The organism is Flavobacterium shii (genome assembly GCF_025847235.1).
GTDB classification, from domain to species: Bacteria; Bacteroidota; Bacteroidia; order Flavobacteriales; family Flavobacteriaceae; genus Flavobacterium; species Flavobacterium shii.
Genome location: NZ_JAOZEW010000001.1, coordinates 410774 through 431612 on the forward strand (window position 1 = coordinate 410774; position 20839 = coordinate 431612).

Here is a 20839-nt window from a genome sequence, read left to right on the forward strand (position 1 = left end):
TAGGATAGTTTTTTTATGGGTAGGCAAAAAGGTGTTTGCTATAGTATTTCGACTTTAACAGGTTTCGGCTGGATATGATCTGAAAATGCTGTAGTAATATTGAGGCGTAAATCGTCCTCTTGTTCAATTTTGGCATCTCCGCCTAGATAACAGTTTTTGAATAATACTTCAAGGGCTTTAAATTCGTCCATCTTTGAAGCTTGTAATACAGCTGAACGAATAGCGATATCCGGTTTTTTGAAATAAGCAAACAAGGTCGTTTCGTCGTCATCTGCAATGGTGAGTTTAACTACTTTTTTATGTTTGTATTTCCATTGGTTTAATTGTGCCTGAGTAATATTTCCGTCGAGAACGTCGATGTTTTTTGAGTTTTCTGTTTCCATTTTGAAATGTTTTTATGATAGGGTAAATTGATGTCTTATTTAGTGGTGTCTTTTGCTGTTATTCAACTGCAATCGCAATACATAATGCAGCCAGACACAAGTATAAATGTCTTCTCAGTTATTCTAACCGATTGACGTTTTTCTATCTTTTATAGAAATTGGATTATTTATGCAGATTTAAAAAAAGAGACTGCCTGAGTTATTGTTTTGAAGTTGAATAATCTCTAGGCAGCCTCTTGAAGTAGGTTACCTGTTTAAAACGGACTAATAAAGAGCAAGTAGTATAGTTTGCATACAAAAATCATGTTCTTTTGAACTCCTTTTTTGCGTAACGCATTTTAATATTGGGTTTCTCTTTTTAGTCGGTTTTAAGACAGGGAAAAGGGCATTATAATTTTAGGAATTTATCGGGATGATTAATTCCATTCAACGTGAGAACAGATCAAGTCAAAAGATACCGCAATTTTAGTATCTCCCTGGCTAATTCCTCTGCTGTTTGAGTTAAATTCGCAGTTTCTTACCGTGTGTGTAATTACTTCATTACTATCATCAAGGTAGCTTACAATGATGCTAAAAGGGTTAATATCCTGCAACCTTTGTCCTTTTGGTAAAGCGGCTAAAATAGCTTCTACTTCGTAGTTGTATAAAGTGATAGAAGCTTTTGCTTCATATTTCCCTCTACCTCTGTGCACTGGCATATCTCCAGCTCCGTAATGGTTTTCTTTAGATACTGAATCGCTATAGTTTACAGCTGTAATTCCTGTAACGATATTACCTGCAATGCTTACTTCAATTGATGACCAGCTGTGTTGTTGTCCGTTAATTAATGGTAATTTATTCATATGTAGCTTTGTTTGTTTTTTATAATCCTGATAACGTTCAGGAACTATCGCCTTTTGTTTATTTGTTTCTGTAACAAATGAATGATGACAATATTATTGGTGAATTTTTATGTTTTGTTGAATTATAAGATATTCAATAAATTATGCTTTTTCGATTCCGAATGGATTTTTAAATCCTAAATCGACCATAATTTTACGAGCAGTTCCAATTGGAGTAATTTCTGCTTTCACTTTTAATTCTGATGTTGCCAAAATATTTTGTTTTGGATCTACATATACATCAAAATCAGAAACTTCCTGATTGGCAACCATTCCTTCTAAAGCGCTTCTGCATAATCCTTCAAAGCTTTTTGAAACAGATTGAGGTAATTTACCATCGATATCTACTAAAACCGGAGAGGCCAATTTTGGTAATAAAGCGGTACGCAATAAACGAGTTGCTTTATTGATAGTACGATTGTTTTCGACATAAGCAAAGTCTGATGTACCTAGAGAACAGGTATGGCTGTCGTTAAAATAAACACCTGGTAAACCAGTGTGTGTTCTTGCAAAAATGTATCTTTTTTCGTTTAGCGTACTTAAAGTCCCAAGAGTTTTAATTTCTTGTCCACCTATAAAACCTGCTTTTGAGAAACCTTCACCAGTAAGATTGAATTTTTCAATCCAGGCAATGTTTTCAGATACTTTTGCTTTAGATACAGTACCTAATACCAATCCTACTGCTGCTGTGTTTTTGTATGAATCTTTGAAAATGAACTCAAGAACTGCTCCATTTTCTTTTTTAAGACCATCATCTGTACTCACATTATAAACATTTAAGGAACCTTCTACTGCAACTAATTTCTCATTAGTAGCTAGCGTATAAAGTTTATCGTCTGCCGTTGTAGCACCTTTTTGAAATAATTTTTGCTCAAATGCTTTTTCAACATCCATAGCCACTACTACTGATACATTTTCTGCATTTAATTCAGCTAAACCAGGAGCTGTATCAGCATCAAATCCTTTTCCTTCTAAAATTACTTCAAAAGGCATATAGTCTTTATAGCCAAGTTCTGCTTGCGTTTGTGCTTTACTAACTGCGGCTTCTGTGGCTGTGAATCCAGCTTTTCCACTAAAAATTACAGCCATTTGGCGAATATTACCATTTGCCAGCTCTTGCATTTCCATGGCTTTATCGACTATAGCCTCATATGAACTCCCTGTAGTTGCCATAATGTACAAATCTCCAGAAGGATTCATTCTGAAAAATTGTTGGATTTGATAATAAGCCGATTGTCCATTTACATCATAATCAGCAGTAATCCCTAATGCTTCTGCATCTTCTAATGAGACCAAACGCTCAATTTTGTCTAATGTTAATTTTGTAGTTGCAACTCCATCAAAAAGTAACCCTGAAACCATGTCCTGCTCCGGATTTCTTCTTCCTAATCCGCCTGATAGTTTGTTAATCACTACATCGTTTAATGTACTCATAATATAAATTGTTTTAAATGTTTAAAAATTTGGTTTTGTTAAAAAAAGGCAAAAAAATGGCTGTAACAAGTTGTTAAACTCGTAATTATCAATTATTTATTTAATAATGGTATTTGTAATTTAGAATCCAAAAAATAAGATAACCCTTTTTGGACGGTTCGTAAAAACTGGTCTTTTAATTGGATTTTGCTCTTGGCCAAGAGATAAATTTGCTTTTGCTAGCGAGTACAAATTTAAGGCACAATATTGCTTTTTCCAATTTTTTCGATTATCAAAGCCAGTAGTTTCAGTGGTTTAAGCTCTGGCCTCTGTAGTGAGTCCTTCATTTATAATAGTATAAATGGTGCGTTCTGTCAGGAACAAAGTATCTGAAAGTTCAGATACAACAACTTTCATTTGTTTAGCTTGATTTCTATTTAGGTAGTTGATCACAAAATCTCTCCTTTTGTCTAATAGTGTTCTGCTTCTCTTCATTTTTTTGGTTTAAATAGTATGGGTTAATTATTATTTAGATTTGTATGCTCTTGTAATTTTATGCCATTTAATTATTTGTGGATATCATCTGTTAAATTCGTAGACCGTTCAAATTAAGTAGTCGTTTTTAAATCAATATCTCCCTTAACCTGATTTGGATTTATTCCTATTATTCCAGTAGTTAAGTTATATCCCAGTTCTTCTAATGCTTCATTACTTAATCCATTATTGAAAAGGATATATTTCTTCTTTAAGATATTTTCTATTAATGTGGTTTTATAGGTTATCTCCCAAATGAAGTAATCGTTCTTATCCCAATAAACTTCTTGATTATTACATTGCTTTTCTTTTATCTTAAAGGTTGAATTGGTATCTATAAAAGCATTGCTATTACTACTAGATAATATAGCCTTGTCTATACGATGCGCAATTTCGAATGCATCTTCATAGCTTGTAGAAGAAATTGTTCCAACTGGCAGTACAACGTAAAGGCAAAATGACACATCTGCTTTGTAGTTTTTTTCAGAGGATGTCTCCCAAGAAATAGTGTCGTATTTAAACATTACTATAGGTGCTGTTATAGCAGTTTTAAAAACAGCATCACTGTAAAGATGTACTGCTGGCGCATTAGAAATGAACTCTTTTTCGATTGCGATTTTTTTCTCGTTATAAAATTCTTTTAAAATCATATGATGGATTGTTTGTTTGACAAATATACAACATATGTTTTAAAACATCCAACATATCACCACATAAAAAGCAGTAATTTCAGCAATATGATTTATTTTCTTGACCACACATTAGAGTAATACAAGAACAAAAATACCGTAAATACCTTTAAAATCAGCACTTATATAAAAAACACACATAAGAATGCTATTAATCACTATATATTATTTAGCTTTGCAACATATAGTGGAATATCTTGCAGACAACAAAACATATTACACAAAACAACAAATGCGATTACAACATGGAAATACATACTAAAATAAAACGTATTATAGATGAGATGAAGTTAAACAATAACTCATTTGCCAAATTAATAGGTGTAACCAGCACTACAATAGATAGTATCACTATAGGAAGATTGCAATCTGATGGACAACGAAAAAGAACAAAGCCTGGTTTTGATTTACTTCAAAGTATAATAACACATTGTAATGTAAATCCTGAATATTTCTTTGGAGAAAGTGATGTGATTTTTGTTAATAAAACAAATAATGAAGTTGGTTTAAATTTACCAAAGATTATAACGGTAAATGAAGACGGAGAAGAAAACATAAATTTTGTTGGAGTAAAAGCACGTGCGGGATATCTGGACGGTTATTCTGATCCTGAATATATGGAAAACCTTCCTTCATTCAGTATGCCAATGCTAAAAAACGGAACTTATAGATGTTTTGAAATAAAAGGGAACTCGATGTCGACTACGATTCATGACGGCGATTATCTTTTTGGAAAATATGTCGATAATTTTGATGATATATTAGACGGAAGGATTTATGTTATTATCAGTAAGAATGATGGAGTGGTTGTAAAAAGGGTTTTAAACCGAATTAGAGAAAGCGGAAAATTAATCCTGAAATCGGATAACAGAGACGGAAATTACCCAATGTATTCTATTTATGCCGAAGATATTCTCGAGGTTTGGTACGCGAGTATGTATGCTTCTAAACAAATGCCCGATCCTATTAATATTTATGAAAAGATTCATGATCTCGAAAGTAAATTCTATGAGATGGAAGAGACTTTGAGAAAAAAGCTGAACTAATATTTAAAATTGATATTTTAGAATAAAAAAACACCTCTTACAGTAAAACCGTAAGAGGTATTTTTATAATATACGAATCAAGAGTTCTGTTGTGTCTTTTGGCACTAAATCTAGACTTTCAATCCATGACATAATTAATTTATAATTATTACGTGATCTTTCCGGTTCCTGTTCCGGTTTGTGCAGATGCAGAACCAGTAGTTGTTACTGTAGTTGTTACTGTTCCTGATTTTACGAATTTTTCAATTGCAGCTGCTAATTGACTCGCAATGTTATCTATAGACGAAGCGCCATCATCTTCTTTTTTCCTCTCTTCTGTTAAAAGATCTTTTATATCCTTTTTTAAATTTAATATGTCTAAAGCCATAATTTTATTTTTTTAATAGTTCTGCTAACTTTTTTTTTATTCCTGTAAGTTGAGTTGAATTGATTGGAGGACCGGATGGACCAACTGGGGTAGGAACGGTAATTTTGACTATTTCATCAATCAATCCGTTTAATTCAGTCAACAAATTTTTCCCACCCACATCAATTTTAAATCTATCATCCATTTCAAAAGTTAGATTGCCTTTTACAAATGAAGTTTTGACATCAGAAATTATAGCTTCGAAACCGTCTTTGATGGTTAATTTGGCTTCTTTATCTTTTAAATTAAAGATTGTTTTACCTTCATTAATGCTAATTTTCTGTTCATTAATATTAAAGCTATTTTTAGAAATTTCTTTACCATTTTCATCGTAAAAAACAGTGGTAATATTTGCATCTTTTTTAGCACTAAACTCTAATTGAGCAATATTTTTATAGGTAGGTTTTGCAGTCGACGAGGTACCGCTTTCACTGGTCTCTTTTTCTTTGAATAACATTTGAAATTTATCTACTTCAGTAGTCAATTCCAGATAATGGTTCTCATCGTTTTTGAAGCGAATAAAAGTGCGTTCGATTTCTGAGAACTGCGAAACAAACGCACGCGTTTCTACACCGTCTATAATGGTGGCCAAAACCCAACTGTCTTTTTTAGGAATCGTAATAATTCCTTGTTCTACATCAAGGATTGAAGCTTTCAATCGTACATTTTTAAGTATGGCACCATCGGCACGCATAATGTTTACTGTATAAGCGTCTTCAGGATTGTGAAATGATTCTGTTTCCTTATTTATTTCGATGACTTTTGCCGCAAAAGTTTCAATAATTTGATTTTTACTGGCGACATCTTTTATTAGATCTGTTATATTTCCCATCTTGTATCTTTATATTGTTCCTACTCTTCTACCAATGTAAATCCTCTGTCTATAGCCATTTTCACCATAACTTCGTTCTACTTTCTCTACCTGAAAGGTTCCATTTTTTTCTTTATCCTTTGCATTTTCAAGAATTACTTTGTCTGTAGGTCGTACAAACGGCTCACCGAAAGTGAGAAAAGAACCTTCGAATCCGCTTGGTTTAGATTCCATTGCTCTTAAAGCAGCATATTGATACAATTTTGAGGCAACTTCTGTCGTTGCTTTTTTAAAGGCTGTAGGATCTTTTGGTAAATCATCTTTATCATCGTGCAAAACGTGGGTTTTTATTAATTGCCCATTTGGATCACCTAATTCAATATAAATTGGAGTATTTGAATTTTTAAAGTATTTTTCGACTCTTGTACGGGTATTTTTGGTAGATTCATTTACGACGATTAATTTGTCTTCGATAATATTATAACGAAATCTAAAACGTACTTTCCCCGAAAAACCACCAGAAACCGATTGGGTGGCTTTATTTAATTGAGAACTTAAAAGACTAAGTCCCTGATTTATTAACTTTTTTACGAGCGCTCCTGCTAAAGGACTTTTAATAAAATTTCTGTCTATAAAGCCTCCTAATTCACTGGCGGTATGTTGTTGCGGATTATTGGTAATGGTAAGAACAGGAGCCAGGTTTTCGGTTTTAAAATAGGTATAGATTCCTTTGTCTTTTAGCATTTCGAAAACTTGGGCTAAACTTTGATTTCTATTGATGATTACATTACCCAATTCCTCATCGAGAGCATTTACTTTAAAAGGTAAATTCAGTTCTTTAATTCTTTTTTCAAAGAAAGTTTTAGGATTAAAGCCTTCGACATTTGTGGTTGGGTTAGTTGATACAACATTCAGAATATCATTTTTGTCCTGAACATTATCATCTTTTACGGCTTTTACTTTTTTAAACGCATACATCGCATCTTCGCAGGTTATTGTAGCATTTGTATCTGATTGTACTCCTGTAATATAACCTCTAAATGCGGGTTTGTAATCGTCGTCATAGCCTAAAAATATTTCGATGAAATTTTCTAGTTTAAAAAAATCGTGTATCGTTTTTTCTTCGCCATTTGCATTTTTAAACAAATTTTGATCAAATCCTTTTGTATCTGTATATACTTTTTGAGGCATTACGATAGTTGCCGTATCTGTAAGCGATTTGTACGAACTGCTGATGTCTACATTTTTTACATAGGTAAATTCATAAAACTTGGGAGTGGGGATAAGCTTTACCGTTTCGTAAACTCTAATTTTAGCATTTAGTTTAAGCATTGTCTCTAATTATTAGTTCTACAGTTTCGTCTGATGTGGCACTTGCCGTAAATTTTTGAATGTTTTTTGTTCCCGAAATTGATGGGATCGAGTAGGAGTCGATTACTAATTCGTAGATTCCAAATCGGTTCAAAATAGCATGTGTTACTCTTAGAGCGTAAGGCGCATTTAGAAATTGTTTCAATAGGAAAAGTTTTTCTTTTGGGTATTCATCTCCGGTTTCATTGGCAATTAATCCTTCTATGGAAATACTAAAATCACCATTTGTAATATGTTCTTTTATCGTTGAATCTCTTCCTTCGATTCCCTCTTTCTTAATGACTTTAGAACGATTTAGATTTACAGTAACAGCATCTATTCGTAAACTGGGTAAATTAAGATCGTTTTTTACCAGAGGTTCAAAAACCAAAGGAGCAAAGACTCTTAGATTAAATTCGCCTCCGGTTTTATCTATAATAAAATCTTTCGATTCTGATTCATTATAGTTAAGACCTGTATATTCGATGTCTTTGGCATCTAAAATTTCGTTTACATTAAAATTGAATTTCATAATGATTTATTTTTATTTTTAGTTTGAAAATGTTTTAGCAAAAGCCGTAATGAGTGTGTTTTCCATTCTTGTCTCAGTATGTTTTTGCAGCCAAAGCGCTTCTTCTAGTAATTTGTAAAACTCATCCATTGCTAATTGATACGGATCTACGTGAAAAGCATTTCGAATAAGAGCAGCCGATTTCTTGAATTCATCCTTTTGTGGTGTCAAATCTATTGCAAATTCACTATCTTTTTTAATCATGGCTACAATAGAATTTCCTGCCGAAAGCATGAATTCGTCATCATAATTTTCTTTATCCAGGATACATTCTTTAAATAAAAATAAAATAGCTTCATGTGGATTATCCTTGTACTTATTTTGATAATTAAAAAATGTAGTGAACGATGGTTTTTTGCAATAAGTAGTTGTTAATTGGTCATCTGAGGTAAGTTTTAACACTGTACCGTATTTTTCTTTTAGTTTCTGTATGGCTGTTTCGTCTAGCATTTTTTATGATTTTAGAGATTTTATTTTTTTGTTATTATCTGGAATTGACAATAAAAGGCTTATGGTTTTTAAATATTACTGTCTCTACTTTCTCTTTTTATGGCTTCAGTCAGGCTTTCATTTTTTTCGGACACACTTAAAGGTGTAATATTAAAACTCTCTATAAAAATGCTCCCTTCAGACGATTGTCCTAAAGGATTTTTGAAATTACTCATATCTGGTGTTTTAGGTATTTCTCCTAAGTCTTTTTGTATAAAATCCATGATTGGTTTAATGTTTAATTGTTAATATGATTGTTGAAAGTATGGCACGCTGATGAGGTCTCTATTCAGTAAAAAAACCTGAAAAGAAAGAGAATTGTTTTACCTTTTTGACATTCTAATATTGGTTATTAGAGTATGTAAAAATACGGCAGAAGTGGGTGGAAAACGAATAATTGAAAGGGTGGTTTCAGTAGTTTCAGTTGAATATCAGTACATGTAATTAGTTATTTTATAGGGTTGAGTGATTTTTTTTTAGTAGTGGTTTACTATATGGTAAAAACACCTGAGATTATTAGGGAATTTGTGTTTCCCTAACAATCCAGGATGTTTTTATTGCTACTTTCATAGATTTTTTTACTTTTATCTTTAGAAAATAATGAAGTAATATTTTACAACGTTGTTGGTGAAAATAAACTAATTGATTTTATTGATTCTTACCAACAAAAGGCATCTGTTTTGCGAGAAAATAAGGTTTTTGAAGGGACTACTTTCAAAAACTAATAATATATGATGTTAAATTTATTATAAATCTCACAACCATTTACTTTCTCTTATGTTACAGAAGTATTTGTGCCATTATTTGTTGGGAAATTATGAATTAAATTGAAATCTTGGAAATATGATAAAATCAGCTCTTTTAGAGTTATTTATAATATATCTGCTGTTTTAAAATTTATCGAATTATTATTAGTTGATTTATTGTATAAAACATCAACTGCAATGATCTTTATGTTATATTTGGTGTTAGGTTTTAAATTATAAACATAGTTGTCATAAGATAATTGCTGATGATAGATTCCGTTAATATGAACCTCGTAAAAGTCTAAATCATTTTTACTATATGGAGCTGTGAAATGTATTTGTATATATTCTCTACTGATCTCTAATATAGTCAAATCTGTTACACTACTTGGTTTTATTAGATTGTCTACGTATGCTACATAGACTCCCTTAGATATCAATGAAGCTAATTCAGCATGTGGCAAACCTGAATTTATAGTAGCCATAGATGGATGTACATAAACTTTTGATCCTACTGGCAAAAATTGCATAACTTCTGAAGTAACACTTACAGAATTCCCGATAGTTATACATAGAGGAATGTACAAGTATGTAATATTTGTTCTTCCATGAAAAACATAAATCCCCAGCATTTCTAATTTAGGAAAATGTAGCTCTAGCGTTGGAGTATGTCTAAATGAATATCCCGCTGTTATTGCTCTTATTCCTTGCATTTTAATTCTAGTTAAATTTGGATTATCTCCAATAGGAGTATTATTGATTACTAAACCATCAATAAGCCCATCTTCATCAATATAGTGAGTTAAATTTGAATCTCCAGAAAAAGCATATGAACTAAATCTATAGCTGCCTCCAATAACAGCGCACTCGATGTCTGAACCAATAATCCTAAAGAGTTTTATTCTTTCAACTCCAACTCCTAATAATCCAGCCAATGCATTGGCGGAATCGACTCTTGCACTTACACCTCCTATAAATGTATTTACTCTTATTTTTGACTTTCCAAATACATATTTTTTAATACTCATTACACACTTAAAATTATCTGGTTAGTATTTCCTACTCGGGTGAAGTTAAAATATGTCTTCTCAGGAGTAATACTTGGAGTTCCAAACATCCAAACAAAAGGAGATGTTATTGTCCAATCTATTGTTACTGTTGGCATAGTAATGGCATTAAAAGAAAATTCTTCAGGTAAGTTTTCGGGAACAGTAATTGTTCCACTTCCTGTAAACAAAATAGTCTGACCATTCCAAGAATCTTTTATTGTCGTACTTCCTAAAACAGTTATTTGTTTGTCTTTTAAAGCCAATTCATAATCTCCACTTATTGAAGGAGCTGGAATAAGAATATTAACAATTCCTGATAGATTTGCTGAAGGCTTGAATTTTAAATAGTTTTGTTCAAATCCTTCTTCTTTGTTTCTTAGAGAAAATTTACCATTTTCTATTGTTAGAGTTCCTGTATTTGTTCCATCTGAACTTGATAAAACTATTGTTGATGCAGTGTTATCTGCTGTCATAATAATATCGGTTTCATTATTTCCTACAGTAAGAAAAGCTTCTCCTCCATTAATAAGTGTTAGTTCTAAATTTTGCGAACTTCCTGCCGGTAAAATCAATATTCCATCATTATCTGCCTCTATACCATTGATTGATCTAACTATATTTTTACTATTTATTTTTACAAAATTAGAATTCATCGAAATTCCTCCTCCTTGACCTTCAAGTATAATTCCTCCAGTACCTCCTCCAATTATGATACCAGTAGATTGCGACCCAATTCTAAAAGGTACGTTTTGACTTGCCATTCCTGATGTTATAAAACCACCTCCGTTTTGCGAATTAAGATTAAATCTCATAACCCCAATATCAAGAACACCGTTCGAAAACATACCTATACCAGTTGAAGACTCTCCTCCTGCTCTGAAATTAATTGTTGAGTAGGTAGAGTTATCCGTTGCTGTATGTCCCATCAAAACTAGATCGGGAATTATCCCAATACTTCCATTCTGCAGAACACTTTGTAAACCTTGTGTTTCTCCAAATGGAATAGTAATATTTCCGTTGGAATCTGCAACATTTCCGTTAACAGACACAGGGAGTGTTGGATCAGTATTTAATGGTAAATTAGGTAACTGAACTGTATACGAGGCTGTGACCAAATCAGAGCTTATTTTGGCTCCTAAAAATGGTGATAACTGCCCCAGTGTTATAGCTCCCTGATCCCCATTTATGTTAACAAATTTATTGTACGTTGTAGAATTACATATGAAATTACCATTATCTATCTCAATATCATAATCTATAGCTGATGCTCCTTGTTCTAAAACTTGTTGTAAATTTGATGCTCCATCCGGAATATCACTTAGCAAGGCAATGGTTCCCGTTTTTGGCTGTATTGTTTGAGTAAAATGTCCTTTTTCTGAATTATCAAATTGTAAAAAACTCGAATTACCATCAATAGTAGTATGTCTTATTTCATTGTTTTGCAATTGTAGAGTGCTTCCTCCAAAATGAGAAACCCTTATTTGACCTTTATTTTCAATCTCAACAAACCCATCAGTTCCTACTGTCGTAAAACCAAGTCCACTTAAAGACGAGTTTGAACCATTATTTCCTCTAAGAAGTACGCCCATATTATTGAACGTGGTTGTATCTCCGCCATTAGATTCAAAAATTATTTCTTTATTTGATGTATTTCCGTTAGCTAAAGTTTCATCAAAAGTTTGAGCTCCGCCTTCTATAATAGTTATATCTCCATTACCTAATATCTCTTCCCCATTGATTGTTTTAAACACGGGTTTGTTTAATAATTTACTAAAGCCAGACTCACTATTCCAATCTGTGTTTATTTGTGGAGCATGTGCTTTTTTATCAGCTAAATGTTCGTCTAAAATTATTTTTTCTGCTTTAGATAAAAGTAATTCGTCAAGCCCGTCAACGTCTTTTGCAGGAACTTTTTCGTATTTATGTCGGAAGGAATCCCAAGTGTCCCAAAATTGAGTTTGTGTTGGTTTTAAACCGGTTTTAAACCAGTTTTTTATAGTATTTAATGTTTGTATTGCCATGTTTTTTTCTTTTAAATTTTTAAAATATCGACCCTTTTAAGTCTTGGGTAATAATGAATTTCTTTCTTCTGATAGTCTTAGATTCGTCAAGTTAAAATGGAAAGAAAGTTTTTTTTGAATGTTAGAAAGCTGTTTCTCTTGCTTTTTGTTAGGTTTTTTACTGTTCTTCTGTCGAAAACAAAGAAGTAATACTTGGTAAAGCCGCGGATAAAAACAGACCAATTAATTTGATTCTGTTAATGGTTACCAATGATAATCCTGCATCTTGCAAAAGATCGAATTTGGTGTCTATTAAGCCTGTTAAAACAATTAAAAGACTTATGATTACCGTAATTTTAGATTTATTCATATTAATTATTTTTTTGATGATTTTATAAGTAAGAAAGGGAAAAGACTGATGTTAAAACAAAAGAAATAAACACTAAAAGTCTTCTTTGATATTATTGTAAATTCATAATAATTAATTCTTTCGCCGTCATTGGTTCCGTGCCAAATACCTGATTAACGAAAGCGTTTAAAATTAGCGAATCTATTTCCTCTTCAAATGCATTTAAAAGATCGTCTTTAAACCTGTACGTAAATAATCTTGATAAAGAACTTCATACTTAGTGTAAAGTAAATTGCATAAATTTGGATTTTGAGAGTCCAGCCATTCATCAGCTGCATAACGTTCTTCTTTTAAAATTTTTCTTTGTTTTTGGCTTGAAAAACCTGCTATTGTTTCGATTCCGTCACCTAAAAAATAGGTTGCAAAGCAAAATAATAAGGTTGTATTTTTTTGTATAGGCAATTTTTCCGGACCAGTCAAAATAATTAATGGCTTTACACACTCCAGTAAATACATCTTATAAGTCCCCCATTATAGATATAATCTTCGTAAATATTGAAATATTCAATACTAACAGCTTTGCGGTGTGACTGATCAAAATATGATTTCGAAACTTTTTAGCCTTTTATATTATAGTCAGGTTCTTTGGCATATAAAAAAGGTAAGCAATCAAATTAATATCGGTTAGAGTATTACCAAGTGTTTTATATTTTTCTAAATAATAGCCTATTACTTTTTAGGCTTCCATAATTTTATGTTGTTTCTATATATTTTATGTCTACAAAATCAAATCTTGAGGTAATAAATTTAGCATACATTTCTGAGTTTTCAGTAGCTGTAAAACGGCCTATTGTTCCTTCTCCAATTCCATAACTTATAATGTTATCAACTCTTTTAAATCTAAAGACATTTTCAAAAAGTGTAGAATAAGTAGATGAAAAATCCCAAAGTTTAGTTTCTCCCGAAAGATCATGAACAATGCGAATATCTGAATACCCATTTCCGTAATGATTAGTCATTGTTATTGTAAAAACTTTTATCGAATCACTTGATCTGTACAACTCTATTGTTGCTGATGATGGATTATATTTTGTTCCCAATGGGCTTCCTGCATATTTCGTTTGTAATCTAAAATTCTGATTTGCTTTTATTGGAATTTTATTTTTATCCAAAATTGCCGAACAGTCCACTCCAAATAAATTAAGTTCCAATATTCCTAATTTAGAAACATTTACACTCGTCTGACTTATCCAGTTATTATCAATTGGTTGATACACCGTTCCCAATACGATCAACAAGACATTATTAAATGTCCTTGAAATTCCATTATCCAACGTAACACTAAAACTTCCTTCTGCACTTCCAGTAGTTACATTTACGTGTACTTCATTATCACTTTTAAATCGCATATAATTTACTGTTTGCCCCTGAATTTCAACAGTCATTGTTGGAGTGAAAAATGAACCTTTTAAAATTAAATTCCCTGTATTATCTGGCAAATGACTCTCTGTAATTAATTCATCCAAATAAGGAGCTGGTGCAATAGCGATAGTATACATTTTTAAATTTCCATTTTCATCTGTACTTAGTATTTTATTAGTTGGCAATTGTCCATCATTACGAGTATTTGGATAACCTCCTAACTTCAAATTTGGCGCATTTAAATCCGGAATAGTATTAGCCAAATCTTGACCAGTACCATTGTAGCCCCCTTTAGGTAAAAAATCAGTTGGATCAAATGGATCACTCGGGTTATAAATAGTATTCCCGAAAACATTAATAGTCGAAACTTCAACTGCATTACTAGAACGATTCGGTTTAATAGCAGCGGTTAGGCTTTCATCACCCATTATTTTTTTTAAAGTTCCATCTGCACGTAATTCAATCAAATCAATTCTATGATAATTAGCTGTTGCAACCTCTATAGCATCCGAATATTCTAAAGTATTTATAACAATCGCTTGATTAATTCTTGCCACATACTTCATGGCAGGAAACTTTATTACTGCTCCAACACGCGTTGGTTTTGCAGACTCTAATAATGTATCAGGACTACCAATTGCTTCGATTCGGTCATTCAAATCTTTAGCGGTTCCGCTGTAATCTCCTTTGTCGAGTTTACCTTTAATTAATCCAGCATGAGCATTTGAATCATTTAAATGATTTTCAAACACTTCGTTTTCTGTTTTTGTTTGTAATAATTCATTTATGCCTTCTATGTCTGCAACAGGAATTTTCTCGTATTTATGTCGGAAAGAATCCCATGTATCCCAAAATTGAGTTTGCGTAGGTTTTAAACCCGTTCTAAACCAGTTTTTTATAGTATTTAATGTTTGTAAAGCCATATTTTTTTCTTTTAAATTATTTAGTTATAGTTTTTAATAAATTCAACCGTTTTTGAGTATTGAGCAATAGTAATATCTCTTTCATTTTATAATTGTCAATTTAGAGTAAGATTAAATCCTCTAATTGATGCCCTTTCTCTGAATGTTTGATCAAAAAAATGAAAATTAATCTTGTCTGGTATTTTAGGCATTTTCTTCATGCCTTTCGATAATAAATAATCCATAATCAGCTATTGTTTTTAATATGATTAATATATAATGTGTGATCGTTTTTTCTAAAAATAGCAGGTGGGATTGCAAATTGCTATTGTGCAAAAGACAGTGCCACTATTTCATTTTTGAGGATGTAAAAGTAGTATAGAAGAATACAAAAAAGAGTAAAAAAAGTCTAGTGTTTTCAGTAGTTTCAGCAAAAACAGAACCTACTGAAACTACTGAATTCAAGTAATTTAAAATTGAACAATCACAAGTTACGATACTACTTTTACACTCAGAAAAACACCTAGCGATGAGTAAAAAAGCAATTCATAATTTCAATCTTTCAATACAAAATAGTGCTGATATAAAAAGCTCAGAGGAACTGACTAAAGCAATCATAAAGGAGTTGACCAAAGTTTCAAAAGAGATGAGTCAGCAAAAAGATATAGTGCAGGAATGGCAGGAGCAAAAAAATCAAAAAGCTACCGCTGTTACAAATAATTATAGTTCCTTAACCGAAGGAGGCGCCACCGATACTATTACTGAAACAAATAATAAAACAGTAACATCGACAAGCAATACTCCTTCGGGTTCTGAGGGAACAATATCAAATCATAATGGTTTAACGGGTACTATTTCTTCGGAAACAACATCAGCTTCAAATGCTCTAATCGGAGGAGGCGTTGCTGATATAACTGGTAGAGCAACAATGACTTCTAACGCATCAAACAGTACTACTTCTCTTACATTAGAGGCAAAAAATAATACGTTGAATTTTGGCAATGGCATAACAACTCAAACTTATGCAAATGTGGCAGGACAACAAACGCTAACAGTGCCCCAAATGCTACAAACAAATAGTAGCGAACCAACTATAGAAGCTCTCAAAGAAAAAATTAAAAAGAAAATAGAAGCAGCTAGTATTGCCAATAATATCACAGAAAAAGAGTACTGGAAAAATATTTCTAAAGCTTTTGAGGGAGGAGCTACAGCTCAGGATTTTTATGGTAAACCAAATGATACATTGTTTACAGAAATGTATGCTGCATTACAACAAGTAAATCAGGTTGTAGCATCTCAAAATTTTGATTGGGAGAGTGTTCGTAAAAGAATGATTGAATCAATAGATCATAATATACTTAAAGGAGAAATTTCCAGTAATAATAGGATCCGTTGGGAACTAATTAAAAAACAATTAAATGATGATACAATCAATGTTGCAAATCTTTTTGAACGATACGATGAACTATTTTTATTGCTAAAAGTTGTTGAAGGACTTGATAATTTGCCTTCTACTATTACCATAATTACCAGAACGAAGATATATCCTAATTTAAGTGCAGATAAAGTATATGCAGAAATTGGAAAAGAAGCTATTTATGTTCGCCTTAAGCAGGTTAGTGAAACTAATCTTGACGGAAGTGGAGTAAATAAAGGTGCAGTAAAAATTAAAAACACAAAACAAACTTCATTTATAGCAGGTGAAAGCTTGGAATTTTTCGTTGATGAAGCTTTTATAAATCAGAAAGGGAATCCAAAAGAAAATATCAATTGGGTAGTTTATAATAGTGATACTAAAAAAGAGAATATTTTTAAAAATGAAGGGACATCATTTAGCTATAATTTCGATATGCCTGGAAAATACAGAATCGATGCGTATGGAAAAAATCACACAATAAAACAGAAAAAAAATCTAGACACAGCTACTTTCATAGAACTAAAAATAGTGGCGCAGCAAATTTTAATTACACCTCCTGCAAATGCTAAAGCTGAATTTATAAGATCTTTTGCCGAAGAGAAGCCCTTTAAAATCTCTCTAAATAATACTGCAGTAAAAACATTAAATCCAGTAAAATTATATTTTCAGGTCGAAACTATAACGGCTAATAAAATAACTAAAATTTCAGAAGAACAAGAATTAGATTCGACCGGTATTATTAAATTGGCGATGCCAGATTTAGGCGAATATAAAATAAAAGTAATTAGTAAAGATCAATATGCATTAGCACAGGAATTTAAAACTTCGGTAATTAAAAATGAAGTTACGAACATTGGTCTTGCCGAAAATACGTCAAGCAATAATATCTTTTTATTGGGTATTCAAAACAAGAAGATAACTTTAGAAACAAAAAAATTTAAAATAAACCCTCCTACCGATAACGAAAAAGAAGATGTAAGATGGATGGTTTATGATTCTAATAATAAACCATATCTACGACCCGATGATGTTTTATTCACCGAAAAGAATAGTCCTCAAAAAAAATACATTCATAAATGGAATTCCTTTACAATGCATATTCCTCAAAAAGAAGGAAATTATACAGTAGAAGCTTATAGTGATAGTAAAAAAAGTACCAACTCGGGATGTATTTATAAAATTGAAGTTAAACAGCCAGAAATAACCGAAGCGCATTGGGCATGGAGTGGAGGAAGTAAAAAAGTAACTTCGGGTTTTTCTGGAGAAAGCAATTATATACAGGCTCAAATACCTCACTATGAAAACCAAACGGTTAGAGTTTATTTTTATTTAAACAATGCAAAAACAAACCACTACATTGATACAAAAACGAATGGAAAGGGGGAAATTTTTGAAGAAGTAAAATTTGATGTTAGTTTTCAAAAAGCAATTGGATTTAAGAGTGAAAAAAATGCTAAAATTGGATTTAAGCTATTAGGAATTCAAAATAGTAAACCATATCTATTTAAGGTACCAGTTAATTACAAATCAGATACTATTTTGTCTGTTACAACAGATAAAAAAATTCTTGACGTTTATTTTACATATGATGGAAGTAGAGTAAGAGAAGAAGATGAAGTTCCGTTTGGTAAAAAAGGAGCAATTGTAACTTTAGTAGCTAAAACCCAAAATATGGTAGGAGAAGAAATTGAGTTAACTGCCCATAAAGTGGGAGAAGAACCATCTTTTAATAACAAAGCAAAAGTAAGTTCAGAGGGAGTTGCAATGATCAGTTTTACTTTAATGAACCTTAATAAAAAACTTAAAGAAGGATCAAAAATAAAGTATTACGCCGGTGTTGAAGGTTATTCTACCAAACATTTGGCCAATAAAGTATTGGTAATGATTGTGGGAGAGGCAAGTAAAGGGAAAAAAATGGCTAATCTAACATGGGGTTCTAAGGTTACCAAAGAATTTAGAGAAAAAGTAATAGAAATTTGTGAAGATTTATGGCCTAAAAATACAATGGAAATGGCCAATGGACTTATGGCAGTAATGTACAGAGAAACGAGAGGTACGTTTGCAGCAAATCAAATGTCAGGATATAAATCACTTATTCCAAGAGGAGAAATGACTAAAGTGCATTTTGAAAACATTAATAAAGAAACTGGTAAAATGGGCTCAAGAGCAATTGGATTAATACAATTTACTCAAGTAGCTTTAGTTGCAATGGGAGAATTTGAAAACGGAAAAGGGTTTGATAAACTCCATACTTTAAAACTAGAATATGCTAACATGACCGATATCGATCAGCTTGAAAAGGTTAAGAAATATTTTAAAAAAGTTGCTCGCTTACCTAGAGTACCAGAGGATATTTATGTAGCGGTATTTTCTCCAGAATTTGTAGGCAAAGAAAGTACAGATACACTATACAAAAAAGGAACTGATAGCTATAAACAAAATCCGGGTTTGGATAAAGATGATAATGGTATTCAGAAAAGAGAACTTACAGTAAAATATTTTGAAAGCTTGAAAGAAGGAAATAAAAAAGCTAATATTGCAAGCGTAAATATAAAAATGAATAGTGAAAAGAAACTCAATTTGAAATGGCATAATCCGCTTGATATTATGGAATTAAGAGGATGGTATACAGAAACACAATGGACACCCGAAAAAAGCGATTGGCATGGTAGAACCGGAGGAAAACATGATGGATTAGATTTATATGCACCGGTAAAAACTAAACTATATGCTTGTATTGATGGTATAATAAGGGATCCATACGTATCGGGAACATATGGAAATACAGTAACAATTGAGGGAATTTATAATGGTGAGACTTATTTTTTCTTTTATGCACATTTAAATCAGCCAGTCAAATTTAGCGATGGAGATTCGATAAAAGCTGGAGATCCTATTGGAGAAACTGGACAAACAGGAAATGCAAGAAGCCTAACAGCTAAACAAACTCATCTACATTTTGAAGTTAAAAGTAAAAAAACTAGAACCGGAAATAAAGTTGATCCAAATATCATAACTGAACTAACATTTAATAAAACTCCAGATAAAAACACACAAAAATGAAAAAAATAGTATTTATATGTTTTTCTGTCATTCTATTTTCTTGTAAAAATCAAGATAACAAAAATATACAGACAATTTCTCATTTAATAAAAGCTGAAAAAGCATCATTAAATAATGAAATAAGAGCACTAATTCCAAAAGAGTATAATAGTGATAGTATTACTACTGAAACGATTGATTTTGATAACGATTCAAAAAAAGATTATATATGTACAGTATATGATTCAAAAAAAGATTTAAATATTGAGTATTGGATAACTTCTGGTTATAAATTATTCTTGCAACATGAATTTCATGGAAGTATTAATTATAAGTTTTTCGTTAATTTAGATAATGATAATTTAATGGAACTATTTAGAGCTTCGGGTGAGGAAGATGGTATTGATTATGCTTTTTATGATATTAAAAACAATAAATTAGAACCACTATTGTATTTTACACCAATTTTAATTGATGAGAGTAAACCAAATAATTATTTTTTTGGTTATCCGTGGGATATCTCAGGAATACTTATTTCAGATAACAAATTACTTTCTTCTACTATTAATAGTATCGAAAGAGATGGAAATATTTTAATTCCTACAAATCAAAAATCTCTTCCAGTTATTTTTTTTAATGGAAAAACAACTCAGCCAGAAATTAAATATGATAATAATATTAAAAAAGAATATTTTTCTTTAGAAAAAATTATTAGTCTTGTCAAGACAAAAGACAATAAAGATTTAAAAACTTTAGAATCTTTAAAATCAGAATTAGTTTCGTACAAGATAAAGAAAGAAGTTAAATGCGATTTAAATAGCGATGGTAAAGAAGATTTGATATTAATTTTTGAACCAGAAAAAATCAAACCACTAGAAGAGTATGGCTCTTCTTTAATGAATTCTCCTATTTATGTAATGATAAATGTAGAACAGGATAGGTATATTGTTATAAAAAACGAAAACCTTATTTATACTGCAACTTATAATTGTCCAAATATGGGGGTTAAAAAGTTAATCGCAGAAAATAATAATTTTTTTATAGAACAGAGTACATGTGATAAATTTGATGATCTTCAAAATGATAATATTACTTTTAAATATGATATAAAAACAAAGTCAATCACCTTAGAAAAATTTAAAAGGGATTATTTTGAACGAAAAGATAATTCAGAAATGTTGCCGCCTAGCATTATGGCTACCCCAATAAATTTTGGAAAAGTCTTATTTGAGGATTATGACTCAAGAAGAGAATACGATAAAAATAATAAATAATCTGTATAAAAAAACCTGTAAACTATTTTACAGGTTTTTTTATACAATCTAAAGAGCTATAAATA

19 protein-coding genes are annotated in these 20839 nt (G+C 31.4%); 3 read left to right on the forward strand and 16 right to left on the reverse strand.

Features of this window, described 5'->3' with window-relative positions:
• Window positions 1-38 precede the first annotated feature (38 nt).
• The 5 genes from OIU83_RS01745 to OIU83_RS01765 all read right to left on the reverse strand — a co-directional run bounded on the left by OIU83_RS01745 (window position 39) and on the right by OIU83_RS01765 (window position 3861).
• Complete coding sequence (locus OIU83_RS01745) at window positions 39-383, reverse strand: hypothetical protein (RefSeq protein WP_264204557.1); 345 nt, start codon at window positions 381-383, stop codon at window positions 39-41.
• Between the two features lie 416 nt (window positions 384-799).
• Window positions 800-1225 (reverse strand): hypothetical protein, encoded by a 426-nt coding sequence (locus OIU83_RS01750; RefSeq protein WP_035684757.1) that lies wholly within the window; start codon window positions 1223-1225, stop codon window positions 800-802.
• 141 nt (window positions 1226-1366) lie between these two features.
• On the reverse strand, window positions 1367-2698 hold the full coding sequence (locus OIU83_RS01755; protein WP_264204558.1) for a DUF2586 domain-containing protein: 1332 nt from the start codon (window positions 2696-2698) through the stop codon (window positions 1367-1369).
• Between the two features lie 294 nt (window positions 2699-2992).
• Window positions 2993-3172, reverse strand: coding sequence for a hypothetical protein (locus OIU83_RS01760; protein ID WP_264204559.1), 180 nt, complete (start codon window positions 3170-3172; stop codon window positions 2993-2995).
• 113 nt (window positions 3173-3285) lie between these two features.
• A complete protein-coding gene (locus OIU83_RS01765) occupies window positions 3286-3861 on the reverse strand; it encodes a hypothetical protein (protein ID WP_264204560.1) in 576 nt (191 codons plus the stop codon).
• A 284-nt stretch (window positions 3862-4145) separates the two neighbouring features.
• Here OIU83_RS01765 and OIU83_RS01770 point away from each other — a divergent pair, with 284 nt between their 5' ends.
• Window positions 4146-4946 carry a S24/S26 family peptidase gene (locus tag OIU83_RS01770; protein ID WP_264204561.1) on the forward strand — a complete coding sequence of 267 codons (801 nt, stop codon included), beginning with the start codon at window positions 4146-4148 and terminating at the stop codon, window positions 4944-4946.
• 148 nt (window positions 4947-5094) lie between these two features.
• On the opposite strand, the gene OIU83_RS01775 is transcribed toward OIU83_RS01770, so the two are convergent.
• The 11 genes from OIU83_RS01775 to OIU83_RS01825 all read right to left on the reverse strand — a co-directional run bounded on the left by OIU83_RS01775 (window position 5095) and on the right by OIU83_RS01825 (window position 15062).
• Window positions 5095-5313, reverse strand: coding sequence for a hypothetical protein (locus OIU83_RS01775; protein ID WP_264204562.1), 219 nt, complete (start codon window positions 5311-5313; stop codon window positions 5095-5097).
• 4 nt (window positions 5314-5317) lie between these two features.
• Complete coding sequence (locus OIU83_RS01780) at window positions 5318-6184, reverse strand: hypothetical protein (RefSeq protein WP_264204563.1); 867 nt, start codon at window positions 6182-6184, stop codon at window positions 5318-5320.
• Window positions 6185-6193: 9 nt separating this feature from the next.
• Entirely contained in the window at window positions 6194-7495 is a 1302-nt protein-coding gene (locus OIU83_RS01785; RefSeq protein WP_264204564.1) for a hypothetical protein, read from the reverse strand.
• Window positions 7488-8045 (reverse strand): DUF6046 domain-containing protein, encoded by a 558-nt coding sequence (locus tag OIU83_RS01790; RefSeq protein WP_264204565.1) that lies wholly within the window; start codon window positions 8043-8045, stop codon window positions 7488-7490. Before OIU83_RS01790 ends, OIU83_RS01785 begins: the two co-directional genes overlap by 8 nt.
• Window positions 8046-8063: 18 nt before the next feature.
• Window positions 8064-8534 carry a hypothetical protein gene (locus OIU83_RS01795; protein ID WP_264204566.1) on the reverse strand — a complete coding sequence of 157 codons (471 nt, stop codon included), beginning with the start codon at window positions 8532-8534 and terminating at the stop codon, window positions 8064-8066.
• 68 nt (window positions 8535-8602) lie between these two features.
• Window positions 8603-8797 carry a hypothetical protein gene (locus OIU83_RS01800; protein ID WP_264204567.1) on the reverse strand — a complete coding sequence of 65 codons (195 nt, stop codon included), beginning with the start codon at window positions 8795-8797 and terminating at the stop codon, window positions 8603-8605.
• 647 nt (window positions 8798-9444) lie between these two features.
• The gene (locus OIU83_RS01805) at window positions 9445-10347 is read right to left on the reverse strand and encodes a fibronectin type III domain-containing protein (RefSeq protein WP_264204568.1); all 903 of its coding nucleotides are present in this window, start codon (window positions 10345-10347) and stop codon (window positions 9445-9447) included.
• The gene (locus tag OIU83_RS01810; protein ID WP_264204569.1) at window positions 10347-12389 is read right to left on the reverse strand and encodes an autotransporter outer membrane beta-barrel domain-containing protein; all 2043 of its coding nucleotides are present in this window, start codon (window positions 12387-12389) and stop codon (window positions 10347-10349) included. The genes OIU83_RS01805 and OIU83_RS01810 overlap by 1 nt, the downstream gene beginning before the upstream one ends.
• A 157-nt stretch (window positions 12390-12546) precedes the next feature.
• The gene (locus OIU83_RS01815) at window positions 12547-12738 is read right to left on the reverse strand and encodes a hypothetical protein (protein ID WP_264204570.1); all 192 of its coding nucleotides are present in this window, start codon (window positions 12736-12738) and stop codon (window positions 12547-12549) included.
• 201 nt (window positions 12739-12939) lie between these two features.
• The gene (locus tag OIU83_RS01820) at window positions 12940-13233 is read right to left on the reverse strand and encodes a hypothetical protein (RefSeq protein ID WP_264204571.1); all 294 of its coding nucleotides are present in this window, start codon (window positions 13231-13233) and stop codon (window positions 12940-12942) included.
• 236 nt (window positions 13234-13469) lie between these two features.
• A complete protein-coding gene (locus OIU83_RS01825) occupies window positions 13470-15062 on the reverse strand; it encodes a hypothetical protein (protein ID WP_264204572.1) in 1593 nt (530 codons plus the stop codon).
• Between the two features lie 508 nt (window positions 15063-15570).
• Here OIU83_RS01825 and OIU83_RS01830 point away from each other — a divergent pair.
• The gene (locus OIU83_RS01830; RefSeq protein WP_264204573.1) at window positions 15571-19521 is read left to right on the forward strand and encodes a M23 family metallopeptidase; all 3951 of its coding nucleotides are present in this window, start codon (window positions 15571-15573) and stop codon (window positions 19519-19521) included.
• Window positions 19518-20774, forward strand: coding sequence for a hypothetical protein (locus tag OIU83_RS01835; RefSeq protein ID WP_264204574.1), 1257 nt, complete (start codon window positions 19518-19520; stop codon window positions 20772-20774). The genes OIU83_RS01830 and OIU83_RS01835 overlap by 4 nt, the downstream gene beginning before the upstream one ends.
• Window positions 20775-20839 lie beyond the last annotated feature (65 nt).

Bases quoted from the DNA above. Each gene is read 5' to 3' on its own strand.
- OIU83_RS01745 (WP_264204557.1), bottom strand. From the start codon at position 383: ATGGAAACAGAAAACTCAAAAAACATCGACGTTCTCGACGGAAATATT.
- OIU83_RS01750 (WP_035684757.1), bottom strand. From the start codon at position 1,225: ATGAATAAATTACCATTAATTAACGGACAACAACACAGCTGGTCATCA.
- OIU83_RS01755 (WP_264204558.1), bottom strand. From the start codon at position 2,698: ATGAGTACATTAAACGATGTAGTGATTAACAAACTATCAGGCGGATTA.
- OIU83_RS01760 (WP_264204559.1), bottom strand. From the start codon at position 3,172: ATGAAGAGAAGCAGAACACTATTAGACAAAAGGAGAGATTTTGTGATC.
- OIU83_RS01765 (WP_264204560.1), bottom strand. From the start codon at position 3,861: ATGATTTTAAAAGAATTTTATAACGAGAAAAAAATCGCAATCGAAAAA.
- OIU83_RS01770 (WP_264204561.1), top strand. From the start codon at position 4,146: ATGGAAATACATACTAAAATAAAACGTATTATAGATGAGATGAAGTTA.
- OIU83_RS01775 (WP_264204562.1), bottom strand. From the start codon at position 5,313: ATGGCTTTAGACATATTAAATTTAAAAAAGGATATAAAAGATCTTTTA.
- OIU83_RS01780 (WP_264204563.1), bottom strand. From the start codon at position 6,184: ATGGGAAATATAACAGATCTAATAAAAGATGTCGCCAGTAAAAATCAA.
- OIU83_RS01785 (WP_264204564.1), bottom strand. From the start codon at position 7,495: ATGCTTAAACTAAATGCTAAAATTAGAGTTTACGAAACGGTAAAGCTT.
- OIU83_RS01790 (WP_264204565.1), bottom strand. From the start codon at position 8,045: ATGAAATTCAATTTTAATGTAAACGAAATTTTAGATGCCAAAGACATC.
- OIU83_RS01795 (WP_264204566.1), bottom strand. From the start codon at position 8,534: ATGCTAGACGAAACAGCCATACAGAAACTAAAAGAAAAATACGGTACA.
- OIU83_RS01800 (WP_264204567.1), bottom strand. From the start codon at position 8,797: ATGGATTTTATACAAAAAGACTTAGGAGAAATACCTAAAACACCAGAT.
- OIU83_RS01805 (WP_264204568.1), bottom strand. From the start codon at position 10,347: ATGAGTATTAAAAAATATGTATTTGGAAAGTCAAAAATAAGAGTAAAT.
- OIU83_RS01810 (WP_264204569.1), bottom strand. From the start codon at position 12,389: ATGGCAATACAAACATTAAATACTATAAAAAACTGGTTTAAAACCGGT.
- OIU83_RS01815 (WP_264204570.1), bottom strand. From the start codon at position 12,738: ATGAATAAATCTAAAATTACGGTAATCATAAGTCTTTTAATTGTTTTA.
- OIU83_RS01820 (WP_264204571.1), bottom strand. From the start codon at position 13,233: ATGTATTTACTGGAGTGTGTAAAGCCATTAATTATTTTGACTGGTCCG.
- OIU83_RS01825 (WP_264204572.1), bottom strand. From the start codon at position 15,062: ATGGCTTTACAAACATTAAATACTATAAAAAACTGGTTTAGAACGGGT.
- OIU83_RS01830 (WP_264204573.1), top strand. From the start codon at position 15,571: ATGAGTAAAAAAGCAATTCATAATTTCAATCTTTCAATACAAAATAGT.
- OIU83_RS01835 (WP_264204574.1), top strand. From the start codon at position 19,518: ATGAAAAAAATAGTATTTATATGTTTTTCTGTCATTCTATTTTCTTGT.